At 61.9% G+C, this 13,303-nt stretch carries 9 protein-coding genes; 6 read left to right on the top strand and 3 right to left on the bottom strand.

Translation table 11 applies throughout. The features are described 5' to 3' along the window. Positions 1 to 89 precede the first annotated feature (89 nt). Complete coding sequence (locus AC07W4_RS17670; RefSeq protein WP_495033324.1) at positions 90 to 1,088, bottom strand: DMT family transporter; 999 nt, start codon at positions 1,086 to 1,088, stop codon at positions 90 to 92. Between the two features lie 21 nt (positions 1,089 to 1,109). Between AC07W4_RS17670 and AC07W4_RS17665 the strand changes: the two genes are divergently transcribed. Together AC07W4_RS17665 and AC07W4_RS17660 are read left to right on the top strand one after the other, a co-directional pair. Beyond that, positions 1,110 to 1,673, top strand: coding sequence for a helix-turn-helix domain-containing protein (locus AC07W4_RS17665; protein ID WP_495033323.1), 564 nt, complete (start codon positions 1,110 to 1,112; stop codon positions 1,671 to 1,673). A 14-nt stretch (positions 1,674 to 1,687) separates the two neighbouring features. Beyond that, the gene (locus AC07W4_RS17660; protein ID WP_495033322.1) at positions 1,688 to 3,094 is read left to right on the top strand and encodes an FAD/NAD(P)-binding protein; all 1,407 of its coding nucleotides are present in this window, start codon (positions 1,688 to 1,690) and stop codon (positions 3,092 to 3,094) included. A gap of 539 nt (positions 3,095 to 3,633) precedes the next feature. Here AC07W4_RS17660 and AC07W4_RS17655 read toward each other — a convergent pair. After that, positions 3,634 to 5,883, bottom strand: coding sequence for an Ig-like domain-containing protein (locus AC07W4_RS17655; protein WP_495033321.1), 2,250 nt, complete (start codon positions 5,881 to 5,883; stop codon positions 3,634 to 3,636). A gap of 35 nt (positions 5,884 to 5,918) precedes the next feature. Next, complete coding sequence (locus AC07W4_RS17650) at positions 5,919 to 7,265, bottom strand: hypothetical protein (protein WP_495033320.1); 1,347 nt, start codon at positions 7,263 to 7,265, stop codon at positions 5,919 to 5,921. 277 nt (positions 7,266 to 7,542) lie between these two features. Between AC07W4_RS17650 and AC07W4_RS17645 the strand changes: the two genes are divergently transcribed. The 4 genes from AC07W4_RS17645 to AC07W4_RS17630 all read left to right on the top strand — a co-directional run bounded on the left by AC07W4_RS17645 (position 7,543) and on the right by AC07W4_RS17630 (position 13,286). Further along, a complete protein-coding gene (locus AC07W4_RS17645) occupies positions 7,543 to 8,988 on the top strand; it encodes a sensor histidine kinase (protein WP_495033319.1) in 1,446 nt (481 codons plus the stop codon). Positions 8,989 to 9,187: 199 nt separating this feature from the next. Further along, on the top strand, positions 9,188 to 10,246 hold the full coding sequence (locus AC07W4_RS17640; RefSeq protein ID WP_495033318.1) for an SCO family protein: 1,059 nt from the start codon (positions 9,188 to 9,190) through the stop codon (positions 10,244 to 10,246). 144 nt (positions 10,247 to 10,390) lie between these two features. Next, entirely contained in the window at positions 10,391 to 11,884 is a 1,494-nt protein-coding gene (locus tag AC07W4_RS17635) for an ATP-binding protein (RefSeq protein WP_495033317.1), read from the top strand. Further along, on the top strand, positions 11,853 to 13,286 hold the full coding sequence (locus AC07W4_RS17630) for a sigma-54-dependent transcriptional regulator (RefSeq protein ID WP_495033316.1): 1,434 nt from the start codon (positions 11,853 to 11,855) through the stop codon (positions 13,284 to 13,286). Before AC07W4_RS17635 ends, AC07W4_RS17630 begins: the two co-directional genes overlap by 32 nt. Positions 13,287 to 13,303: the final 17 nt, after the last annotated feature.

Genomic DNA, 13,303 nt, shown 5'->3' with positions numbered 1-13,303 from the left:
GTCGTAAACAAGTTATGTGAACGCCTCTGAACCTGTGGGAGCGGGCTTGCCCGCGAAAGCAATCGATCATGCACCGCTGAATTAGCGGTTCAACCCTGTGTTTCCCGCTCCAGCTCTTCTTCTACCGCAGCAGCCTTACCCTTGGTCTTCAGCTCACTGACAATCACCGCCGCCACAATCAACCCGGCCCCGACCAGGGCAATGGCCGGCAAGCGCTCCCCGGCAATGCGCCCGACAATCCCGGCCCATACCGGCTCGCCGGCATAGATCAATGTGGCGCGAGTCGGTGACACGCTTTTCTGCGCCCAGTTCATCGCCACCTGAATCGCCGCGCTTGCCGCCCCAAGACCCAGCGCGCTGCACAGCAGCAACCAGGAGAAGTCCGGTATGGCCTCGTTGGTCGGCACCACCATCAGGAACGACAGCGCCGAAGTGACGGCCAGTTGCACCACCGTCACCCGGCGCACATCGACCTGGCCGGCATAGGTGCTGATCAGGATGATTTCGGCCGCAATGGCCACGGCGCTGATCAAGGTGGCGATTTCACCGGGGCTGAAATTGAACGACGCACCGGACGGCCCAGACAGTAGCATCAAGCCGGTAAAGGCCAGCATGATGCCGATGCTCGGCATCAACCCCGGACGCCGCCCCAGCACCAGCCATTGCAGCAACGGCACAAACGGGACGTACAGCGCGGTAATGAATGCCGATTGGCTGCTGGGAATACTCTGCAACCCGACCGTCTGCAAGCCGTAACCGAGCATGATGGCCACGCCGATGAACGCCCCGGCCTTGAGTTCGAACAGGGTCAGGTCGCGCAGGTGACGCCAGGAAAACAGGGCGACGATGCTCGCGGCGGCGGCAAAGCGCAGGCCGACGAAAAACATCGGGCCGCTGACGGTCATCGCATGCTGTACCAGCAGGAAGGTACCGCCCCAGACCATGGTGATCAGCACCAGCACGCATTCGGCCTTGCTGAACCTTGTAAAGCGGGAGGAAGCCTTTGGGGAGTTCATCGACGTCATGACCTTGCACGCTACTGGAGGGGGACGCACAATGCGTCGAATGTTGCGCAGTATACTGCCCAACCCTACTCAGTGAGCAATATAGTGCACAAAGATTCTACCCAACGGGCATCGGTCCTCCAGCACGTCAGTCAAAATGTCCGCCGATTGCGTCATGCCGCCGACTTGAGCCAGACGGCGCTGGCGGAAAAGTCCGGTGTCAGCCGTCGAATGCTGGTAGCGATCGAGGCGGGGGAAAAGAACGTCAGCCTGACCACCCTCGACCGCGTCGCCGAAGCCCTCGACGTTGCCTTCAGTGATTTGATCCAGGCGCCCGACGCCCGGGATCCCAGCCGTATCAACGAGCTTGCCTGGACCGGCACGATTCCCGGCAGCAGGGCGGTGTTGCTCTCCAAGGCCCAGGCCAGCCGCGAAGTCGAGCAGTGGGAATGGTGCCTGCAACCGGGCGAGGTGTATCCGTCGGAGCCGGACGCCGATGGCTGGAGCGAGCAGATTTATGTCTTCGAAGGCTGCCTGACCGTTATGCTAGGCGACCGGCCGCAGAGTATCGCGGCGGGTGAATTTTTCATGTTCGCCAGCAACCAGCCGCACTGTTATCGCAACGACGGGGCGGTGGCGGCGAAGTTTGTGCGTAATGTGGTGATCTGAACAGGGAGTGCACGATGGGCCATAGCTTGACCAATGACGCCGACATCCTGATTGTCGGTGGTGGCCTCAGTGGCGCGATGCTGGCGGCGCAGTTGATGCGCCGGCCGGGCCGGTGCCGGGTGCTGGTGATCGAGCCCCGGGCCGAGTTGGGGCGGGGCGTAGCCTACAGCGCGGTGGAACTGGGCCATACGCTCAATGGCAATGCGGCGCGGGTGAGTGTCGACCCGGACAACGCCGACGACTTTACCCAATGGCTGAGCGAGTACATCGAAGCGGGCGGCTGGCCGGAATCGGATCAGCAGCAGGTGCCGGTCGGCGAACTGTTTCCGCCACGGGGAATTTTCGGCCTGTACGCCCGCCAGCGACTGGCAGACGCGCAGGCGCTGGGCGCATTGAACGGTTCGACGGTCGAGCATGTGCAGGCCGAAGTGGTCGATTTGCAAGCCGATACAGACGCCGTGCGGTTGACCTTGAGTGATGGCCGAAGCTTGCAGGGCGCTTTTGCGGTCTTGGCCACCGGGATGTTTCCCGCCGCGTGCACGCCACAAACCCGATCCTGCGGCTTGAACGCTGCAGCCCTTGATCCGTGGGACGTGGCGGCCATGCAGCGGCTCGACCCGCAATCGACGGTCATGATCATCGGCTCGGGCCTGACCATGGTCGACGCCGTGGTGTCCCTGGATCAGGCCGGGCATCGCGGGCCCATCGAAGTGTTTTCCCGCCATGGCCTGCGGCCCCATGTACGTCGCCAGCCACCGGCCTGGGTGGATTTTCTCGCGCAGGATCAGCGCATCCGCACACCTCGCCAGTTGATGCGCGAACTGCGTCGGCACTGTCGGGACGCCATCGCCCAGGGTATCGACTGGCAGGCGCCACTGAACACGGTGCGGCCACACATCGGTCGCTTGTGGCAACAGGCGACGGACGTGCAGCGTCGACAGTTCGTGCGGCATGTGCGGCCGTGGTGGGAAAGCCATCACCACCGCTCGTCACCCCTGAGTGCCGAACTGGTGGAGCGTTTGTATGAAGAAGGGCGGTTACGTATTCACGCCGCCTCGTTCGAGGGGCTTGAGCGTTCGGCGGGCGACGGCGTCAGTATCCGCCTTCGGCGACGCGGTGAGGCACACACCTGTGTCGTCAGCGCTGGCGCCCTGATCAACTCCAGTGGTATCGAATATGACTGGCGCCGGGTCGCGCGGCCGTTGCCCCGGCAACTGCTCGCCCGTGGCCTGGTCCGACCGGGGCCGTTGGCCCTGGGCATCGCCGCAGAGGTCGATGGCGCGGTCCTGAGCGCCGAGGGTGAGCCCGCCAGCCGGCTGTTTGCCATGGGCCCGCCGTTGCGCGGCATGTGGTGGGAAAGTACGGCCGTCTCTGATGTGGTGAGCCAGGCCAAGGCGCTGGCCGAGCGGCTGGTGCGCTAAGGCCCCTGACGTACGGCCCCTCGCTGAGGCTCGGGGTTCCTTCGCTCCGGCATTCATCCTGCCGAGGGGGCGGGTGGATCAAGATCAAGAGCTGCAGGCGAGCTAACGCTCGGCCTGTTGAGTGGTGAGAGGCGTTTGTGTACGCCGAACCCCTGTGGGAGCGGGCTTGCCCGCGAAGGCGGCCTGCCAGTCGATCGAAACCTTTCAGATGTACTGAGTACCTGTGGGAGCGGGCTTGCCCGCGAAGGCGGCCTGCCAGTCGATCGAAACCTTTCAGATGTATTGAGTGCCTGTGGGAGCGAACTTGCTCCGGGCGGCGTTCCTACGATGGCGGCTTACGAGCCAACCATTCACGTGCAGTTGTCCCAGCCCATTGGATTGAGCTTGGTCGGGCACCGCTCCAGTGATGGCAGCCAGACCACCGCTGGATTGCATCCATCAATGCACCCGGCAAAAAACCGCGTCCCCCACCCGATGCCGCGGTTTTCCATAGGGTTGAAGCCGGCCCCATCAACCAACGTGGCTGATGGGGCGGGGGCTCAGTTGGCGATCACCGGCACCGTCCGCACGGAGCCTTGGGACGAGGTGATCGTGGCGGTCGGGTTCGCCGACGGAACCACCGTGGTGGTGTTGTTCACCGTCAACTTCCAGCGTCCATTCGCCGGGACGGTGGTGGTGCCCAGGGTGACCAGCCCGGTCGGCGTGGTGACCTTGATGGTGATGGTGTTGCCGGTGGTCACCGATGAGGTGCCGGCAAAGTTCCAGGTGAAGCGGTTATTGGAGCGGGCGCTCACCGTTGCGCTGGTCACTGCGAAGGTTTCCGCAACAGGCCGTGGCGAAACCTGCACCGTGACCGTGGCCGGCGACGTCGACAGGGCGCCGAAGCTGTCCCGGGCGATGTAGGTGAAGGTCGTGGTGAAGGCCGTGGTGACGGTGGTCGGCGGGGTGTAGGTGAGCACCGTGCCGTTTCTGCTGACGGTGCCGCGACCTGCCGGTGGTTGAGTGAAGCTGGCGACCGCCAGGGGCAGGTTGCCTTCCGGATCGGTGTCGTTGGCCAGCACGTTGATTGGAATCGCCACACCCAGTGTCGTGACGGCATCGGCCACTGCCACCGGAGGCCGGTTAGGCGCCACGGTAATGGTCACGGTTGCCGCTGTCGTCGAGGCCAGGCCTTTGATGTCCTGGGCCTTGTAGGTGAAGGTCGTGGTCAGCGGCGTGTTGACGACAGCGGGAGGGGTGTAGACCACCGACGTAGTGCCGCTCAATGCCACGGTGCCCTGGCCGGTGGCCGGTTGGGTCAGCGCAGTGATGCTCAGTGGCGTATTGCCGTCCGGGTCCCTGTCGTTGGCCAGCAGGTTGAGGGTGATTGGCACGCCGAAGCTGGTGCTGCCGGTATCGGCGACGGAGATCGGTGCCTGGTTCGCGCCGGTGTCCGGTGCAGTGCCGACGACTACGACCGGCTCGGTGTCACTGCCGCCGGCGGCGGATTTCACCGTCACGGTTGCAGGGGGCTGGGTCAGGTCAGCCACCGTCAGGCGTTGCAGGATGCCGGTTTTCGACAGCCGTCCGTAACCCTGGGCGACCATGTCCGGGACCACCACTTCGTCCGTGGAGGTGGCCTCGATCAGCAGGCTGTGGTTGCTCCAGCTGTAACGGGCGGTCTGGATTTTCACCACGTCCGAGAGTTTGCTCGACACCGCGGTCGGGCGGGTGGTCCCGGCGGGGTTGGTGGCGGTGACCACCACGACCGGCGGCACCGTCCCGTTGGCCAGCAGATGCTGGGCGAAGAACACGCCGTTGTTATCGCCCACCATGTTGGTCTGGCAAGGCGACACAGGTGGGCCGGGGACCAGGGCGATGCTTTCGCGAAAGCACAGGGCCGAGCCGATGGCGGCTTTGGCAAACACTTCGACCCGGGTGTTGTTGCCGCCGGTGCCGGCTATGCGGCGGTAGGTGGCCCGGGTCATGTCCACGGTGGTTTGCGCGCGGTTGTCGAGCACCTTGCCGGACAGGGTGAAGAGGTTGGTCTGGAGGGTCCCGGCCGGCCCCTGGATGCGTACGAAGTTGGTGTTGTTGGGGCTGCCGGTCACGGCTTCGGTGAGGTTGGGGTCGCCGACGAAGGTTTCGACGGCGCCGGTGTCCGGGTTCACCTCGGTGTAGGGGCCATTGACGCTGCGCAGGAACGGCCCGATCGCACCGTTGACCGCACCGCTGAAAACCCCCGGCGCGCCGATGCCGACGTCCCTGGTGATGTTGATCGCACGACGGCCGGGGGTGGTGACGTTGACCGTTTCCACGCCATAGGGGTGGGTAATGGTGTAGGTCCCGGCAACGGGAATGTTCACCCGCATCCGAATCCGCGCGAAGCTGATCTGGTCGCCATCGAGGGGGTTGCCACCGGCAAATGCGGCCTCGATCCCGGCGACATAGGCGTCCATGCCATAGCCGGCGGAGTTGTTGGGGATGCTGGTCTCGGCCAGGAACCAGAAGGCTTCGTCCGGCCAGTTATCCGGGAACACCATCGGCAGGGTGTCGTCGAAAATGCCCGGTGTCGGCAGCAGGGTGCACATGTAGGCCGGTGGCACGCTGGCTGCCACCCGCGAGCTGGCGGCGCGGGACTGGCACAGCTCCATCGACAGTTGATTATTGTCCTGATACCAGATCGGGAATTTCCCGGTGGCAAAGGTGTAAGGGCCGGGATCGACGGCGGCGAGTTGCGCCAAAGCACTGCCGGTCAGCGATAGAGTCAGTCCCAGGGCGTTGAGCGCCAGGCGTGGCCATTTGTTCATGATGCCTCCTGATGAGGATCCGGGCATGTGGGCGTTCATTGCACGATGACCACTTCTTCGGTATCGCTGCCGCCATTGGAGGACGACACACGAACCTGGGCTGGCGGAATCGGCGAGATGCCGGTGGCCAGGCTTTTCACGGCCCCGTCACCACTCAGGGCGCCGATGGCGATACCGGTGCCGGAGGTGGCGGTGAGCACCGGTGGCGACGTTTCATCGCTGGTCGAGGCCACGATGGTGATTTGCCCGGTGCTCAGGCTGTACTCGGCGCGAGAGATCGTCACCAGGTCGGTCAGCGGCATGGGCAAAGTGGTCGGCGTGCTGCTGGCGATGGCCAGGTGGTTGTCGGCGGTCACCTGCAAGGTGCTCGGCAGCGTCGGATTGTTCGGCGACTGCGCATACCAGTGGCCGGTGGTGTTCGCCTCGGTGAAGTTCAGCACCGGGTTGTTGCTGTCCAGGGTCACGGTGGCCGGTGGCGGCGGGGCCAGCACGAACACGTCCTGCTGGGCCACCGGGGCGCTGGTGCCGGCCTGTCGCGAGTAGGTGCTGCGCTCGGCGATCACCGGGGTCGGCCGGGCCACATTCGACAACTTGCCGGATACGGCGAAGAGGGTGGTGCGCAAGTCCAGGCCATTGGGGCCTTCGATGCGCACGTAGTTGGTGTTGAACGGGCTGCCGGTGACGGCTTCGGTGAGGTTCGGATCGCCGACGAATTGTTCGGCCTGGCCAGTGCTCGGGTTGGTCTCGGTGTAGGGGCCATTGACGCTGCGCAGGAACGGCCCGACGTCGCCCTTGAGCGCGCCGTTGTAGGTTTTTGGCGCACCGATGCCAATGTCCCGGGTCATGTTGATCGCCCGCCGGCCGGGAGTGTCGACGTTGAACACTTCGACGCCGTAGGGGTGGGTGATGACGTAAGTGCCCGCGGTGGGCACGTCGATGCGAACACGGATACGGGCGAAGCTGATCTGGTCGCCCTCCAGTGGATCCCCACCACTGAAGGCTGCTTCGAGCGCCGAGACATAGGTCAGGTCGATGCCTCGGGCGGCATCGACGATGGTCGTTTCGCCTGTTGCCCAGAACGCTTCGTCGGGGAAATTGCTCGGGAAGACCAACGGTTGGGTGTCATCGAAAATGCCGGGATTAGGAATCAGCGAGCACATGTAGGTCGGGGCGCCTGGAGCGCTGGCAACACGGGAACTGACAGCCTTTGATAAACACAGGTCAAGGGTTCGGCCGTGGCTGTCTTGATACCAGGCGGCGAAATTGCCATTGGCTGGCAGGTAGGGCCCGGGGTCTACGGCAAACAGCGCTGCCTGGGCAATGCCTTGGGCTAGAGCGGTCATAACCAGGGCGGTCGCGGTTTTGCACAGTAACGGGTGCATGGGTATTCCCTCTGTCGAAGTACCTGCCCCTTGGGGATGGGCAGTTGGCAGGGAGTTCGGCAACTTCCATACCAATCGGCGAAAACGCCCGTGAGAAGCCCGCAGTAAAGGCCTTGGCGCAGTCACTGGCGGCAGATCGGGACATTATGGTTCGGGCAGCAGTCCCCGACTTTGGGGGGGCGGGGCCGCGGGGTGGGTGGGAATCGCAGTCCCCAGGTTCGGGCAATCGGCTATGGCTGGGCTATAAACCTATAGGGGTTTTCCGGGAACCGTGTCCATGAACACAATCGCCAAAGTACTTGCGACCGACAGCGAAGTTCGCTTGAACACGCGCAAGGAGCCGTTCAATCTGCTGCGCTGGTTTTCGCTGATCAGCATGGTGGTGATCGGCACGGTGGCGGTGGCGCTGGGGGCGGTGTCCTCGCGGTTCGTGATTACCGAAAGCGTGCAGCGCGATGCGCTACTGACCTCACAATTCATCCAGGCGATTGCCTCGACCGAGGTGCGCCAATTGTCGATTCCCAACGTCCGGACCATGGGCGAGTTACTCGACCCACGAAAAGACAAGGACTTTCCTGACGTCGACCCGCTGTCCCGTGCCAGTGCCCGTGATGATTTCCTCGACCATATCGCAAATTTGCCGGACGTGATCCTGGCCAACATCTATGCCCCCGACCGCATGGTGATCTGGTCGACCAACCCGGCCTTGATGGGCACTACGATCCATGACGATGAAGACCTCGACCGGGCATTCAACTCGAAAATTTCCGTATCGACCAGTTACCACGATGTGGACAAAACCCGCATGGAGCAGAAGTTCCTGGAACCACCCAAATACACCTTCATCGAAAACTACATTCCCCTGTTCGACGCCGATGGCAACACCGTCACGGCAATGGTCGAGATCTACAAGGAGCCGCAGGACCTGATCAACCGCATGGAGCGCGGGTTGGTGCTGATCTGGCTGGCAACCGCCCTGGGCGGTGGTCTGATTTACCTGGGGTTGTACTGGATCGTGCGGCGGGCGGCGATCCTTCTGGCGACGCAGCAGAAGCAATTGATCACCAACGAAACCTTTGTGGCTCTGGGGGAGGTATCCTCGGCGGTCGCCCACAGTCTGCGCAATCCGTTGGCGAACATCCGGTCAAGCGCCGAGCTGGCAATGGAGTTCGACAGCGGTCCGGCGCACGGGAACATCAACGACATCATTGGTCAGGTCGATCGCATGTCGACATGGGTACGCGAATTGCTCCAGTCCCTGCGACCGCTCAATGACGAGGCGGAACCGGTGAACCTGGTGGCGGCCCTGCATGACAGCCTGATGGCTTACGAGCATCAGGTCAGCAGGGCCAAGGTCAAGGTGGTGTTCGAGCCGGACCAGACGCCCATGGTGCTGAGCCAGCATGTGCAACTGACCCAGATCCTCAACAGCCTGCTGTCCAATGCGGTGGAAGCCATGGACGGCGGCGGCACCCTGACCATCCGGATCGAACCGCGCGATGCCCAGCGCGTCTGCGTGACGGTGAGCGATACCGGCAAAGGCATGAGCGAAGAACAGCGCACCATGGCCTTCCGGCCATTCTTCACCACCAAGCAGGGCGGGCTGGGAGTCGGGCTGGTGCTGGTCAAGCGAATCATGGAGCGATTTGGCGGTGCGGTGACCCTCGACAGCAGTGAAGGCGAGGGCACCACTGTGCGCCTGTCGTTTGTTCTGGCCCCCTGAAAACGGGGATGATCTACCCCCAATAACGGGTATCAATCCCCGGCCATTTCCCCGGTCATCGCACATTGATTTGATAAATCATTGTTTTGTCGAGTGTTAGTACGTTTTATAAAAAAAACACATGATTGGCGAGGTCCTTGCAAAACCACCATCACCCCCCTTCACCACATCGAGGCGGCTGGTGATGGAAAAAAAAGAGATGCATTCACCACGCTCACGAGCCTTGGGCATGCACTTGGTGCTGATGCTGGTGACCGGTTTGCTGGCCAGCCAGTTGCTGGTCGCCAGCCAGCCGACGTCGACCCCCGCGCCTGCTCCGGCATCCACTGCCGAATCCGCTGTCGTTGAAGCCGTCACCCCGTGGGGTGCCGAGTATTTCCCCAACACCCCGTTGACCGACCAGGACGGACAGCAGCTGCATTTTTTCGATGACCTGATCAAAGACAAGGTGGTGGTGATCAACTTCATCTTCACCACGTGCAGCGATTCCTGCCCCCTGGAAACCGCGCGTCTGCGCCAGGTGCAGAAACTGCTGGGGGATCGGGTAGGCAAGGACATTTTCTTCTACTCCATCAGCATCGACCCCTTGAGTGATACTCCCGAGGTGCTCAAGGCCTATGCGCAACGCTTTCAGGTCGGGCCCGGGTGGAAATTCCTCACCGGGGAGTTCGCCGATGTCACCGACCTGCGCAAAAAACTGGGGTTGTTCATCGAAGGCGTCGATAACGGGCGCAACAAGGACCACAACCTGAGCCTGATCATCGGCAACCAGGCAACGGGCCGCTGGATGAAATCCTCGCCGTTCGAAAATCCCTGGATTCTGGCCGATCAACTGGCCAATACCCTGCATAACTGGAAACAGCCCAGTGTGGAAGAAAGCTATGTCGATGCACCGGAAATTCGCCCGCCGAGTAATGGTGAAGAGCTGTTTCGCACCCGCTGCGCGTCTTGCCACAGCCTCGGTCCGCTGGACGGGCAGGGCATCGGCCTGCGCAGCATCGGCCCGGACCTGATCGGCGTGACCTATCAGCGCGATCCGGCCTGGCTCAAACGCTGGATCCGCGAACCTGACCGCATGCTCGCGGAAAAGGACCCGATCGCGATGGAACTGTTCGAGCGCTACAACAGGATCTCGATGCCCAACTTGCGGCTGGATCCGCATTCCGCCCAGTCCATCATCGATTTCCTGAAAGAAGAAACCGACCGTCAGCATCCGCCAGCGGCGCCATTGGTCAGTGGTAACGAGGCGCCTGAATAACATTATTCGGTCGCGCAACCCGAGACACCCCGGGTGCAATAGTGTCAAAAAAATTACGCGGGCCAGCCAATGGCTATCAATGCCACCTACACTGGTTCTGAAAGCGGCTGAACAGGCTCGATTTCAAGCACCCAGGACACAGCCATGCAGATACTCGAACAACAAAAAGTAGCTGCGCCGCAGGCCCCGGCACTACAACGCAAGGGGTGGCGGCCGCAGTTCAACTTGCTGCGCTGGTTCTCCCTGGCAAGCTTTTTCATCATTGCCGCGGTGGCGCTGGGGCTGGGTTACATCTCCACGCGCTTTGTGGTCGATGAAAGTATCGAGCGTGATTCGATGCTGACCGCGCAGTTCATCCAGTCCATTGGCGAGGCCGAAATCCGGCATGCCGGCATTGCCCCGGGCCGAACCATGGGTGAAATGCTCGACCCGCGCATGGACCATGCCGACTCCGATGTCAGCCCCGAATCCCGGGCCGCCGCGCGGGTTGAGTTTCTCGACCATGTGATGCATTTGCCGGATATCCTGCTGGCGACGGTGTACGCCCTGGACCGCACCGTGGTCTGGTCGACCAACACCGATTTGATTGGTGTGCGCATCGAAGATGACTTTGAGCTGGACGAATCCTTCGAAATGAAATCGCCGGTGTCCACCAGCTACCACGAAATCGATGAGGAGCGTCCCGAGCAGCGCCTGCTGCGCGAACCGGAGTATTTGTTCGTCGAGAACTACATTCCGATGTTCAACGCCGACAGAAGCAAAGTGGTCGCCATGGTGGAAATCTATAAGGAGCCGCTGGATCTGGTGGAACGCATCCAGCGTGGCTTCAAGGCGATCTGGCTGGCCACGCTGATCGGGGGGGCAGCCATTTACCTGGGGCTGTTCTGGATCGTGCGACGGGCGGCGACGCTGTTGCAGAGCCAGCAGAAACAACTGATCGCCAACGAGACCTTTGTCGCCCTTGGCGAGATGTCCTCGGCGGTGGCCCACAGCTTGCGCAACCCGCTGGCCAATATCCGTTCCAGCGCCGAACTGGCCCAGGACATCGCCAGCCAGACCGCACAGAAAAACATCGGCGACATCATCAATCAGGTCGACCGCATGTCGCGTTGGGTCCGTGAATTGCTGGTGTCGTTGCGGCCGATGAATGACGACTGTGAAACGGTCGACCTGGTGCTGGCCCTCGAAGACACCCTGAGTGCCTTCGAGTCCCTGATCAAGCGATCGGACGTCGAAGTGCGATTTTCCCCTGTCAGCGTGCCACCGGTTGTCAGCCAACAAGTGCTGCTTACGCAAATACTCAATAGCCTGTTCGCCAATGCACTGGAAGCAATGCCCAAGGGCGGCGTGCTGACGATCGAGATCGATTCCTCGGTGTCCGGCGACGTGAGCATGACATTGACCGACACCGGCAAGGGCATGTCCAAACAACAGCAGCAAATGGTCTTCAAGCCGTTTTTCACCACCAAACAAGGTGGACTGGGTGTAGGCCTGGCCTTGGTCAAAAGAATAATGGAGCGTTTTGACGGTTCGGTCGAACTGACCAGCCGGGAGCAGGAAGGAACCCGCGTTTGTCTCAATTTCAAAGTGGCAACGGGAGGGGCATATGGAGCACAGCATTCTGCTGGTCGAGGATGACGAAATTCTCGCTGAGAATATTCAGACTTACCTGGAGCGCAAGAGCTTCGAGGTGACCGTTTGCCACTCGGCCGAAGATGCACTGGAGCAATTGGGTTCTTTTGCGCCTGACGTGGTACTGACCGACAACTCGTTGCCGGGCATGAGTGGTCACGACCTGATCCAGAAGCTGCGCATCAGCGCGCCGGATCTGAAAGTGATCATGATGACCGGTTACGGCAACGTCGAAGACGCCGTGGTGGCGATGAAAGAGGGGGCCTTTCACTACGTCACCAAACCCGTGGCCCTGCCAGAGCTCAAGCAGTTGCTGGACAAGGCCCTGGCCACCGACCGCATGGAGCGCACGCTGTCGTTTTACCAGGAGCGCGAAGCCCAGAAGTCGGGGGTGCAGGCACTGATTGGCGAGTCGGCACCGATGGCGTACCTCAAGGGCACCATCAGTCAGTTGCTCGACGCCGAACGGCGGATGGCCAACAGCGATCTGCCGCCGGTCCTGGTGGAAGGCGAGACGGGCACCGGCAAGGAACTGGTGGCCCGGGCCTTGCACTTCGACGGCCCGCGCGCCAAAGGCCCGTTCATTGAATTCAACTGCGCTTCGATCCCGTCCAATCTGGTGGAGTCGGAACTGTTCGGCCACGAGAAGGGCGCCTTCACCGACGCCAAGGATCGTCGCATGGGGCTGGTGGAAGCGGCCGACGGCGGCACGCTGTTCCTCGATGAAATCGGTGAAATGGACCTGCTGCTGCAAGCCAAGTTGCTGAAGTTGCTGGAAGACCGGACCATTCGCCGGGTCGGTTCGGTGAAGGAGCGCAAGGTCAATCTGCGGGTGATCAGCGCCACCAACTGCAACCTCGAACAGATGGTCCAGCAAGGCAAGTTCCGTCGCGACCTGTTTTTCCGCCTGCGCATCATTTCCATCAAGGTGCCGCGCCTGTATGCCCGTGGCGCCGATATCCTGCTGCTGGCCCGGCACTTCCTGGCGCTACACGGCAAACGCTACGGCAAACCGAACCTGCATTTCAGCGACCAGGCCGAAGATTTGCTGCTCAGTTACAGCTGGCCGGGCAACGTGCGCGAATTGCGCAACATGCTGGAGCAAACCGTGTTGCTGGCGCAAAGCGACACCATCGCCGCCCATCAGTTGAACGTCTGCCTGAGCCTGATGGATGATCCGGCGATTGTTCATCACGAACCGCCACACTTCAGCGAACCGCGTGCGTCCTACAACGGCAGTGAATCCATGAACCTGCCGGAAGTGGAGCGTGACATGGTGCGCAAGATGCTCGACAAGACCGACTGGAACGTCACCAAATCGGCACGCCTGCTGGGTCTGAGCCGTGACATGTTGCGCTACCGGATCGAAAAACTCGGTCTCACCCGTCCGGACAAACGCCAGTGGTAGGGGGCGTTCTCAAATGG

It is taken from the genome of Pseudomonas sp. GW821-FHT02A08 (assembly GCF_059422045.1).
This window is presented reverse-complemented; position numbering and strand designations above follow the sequence as displayed.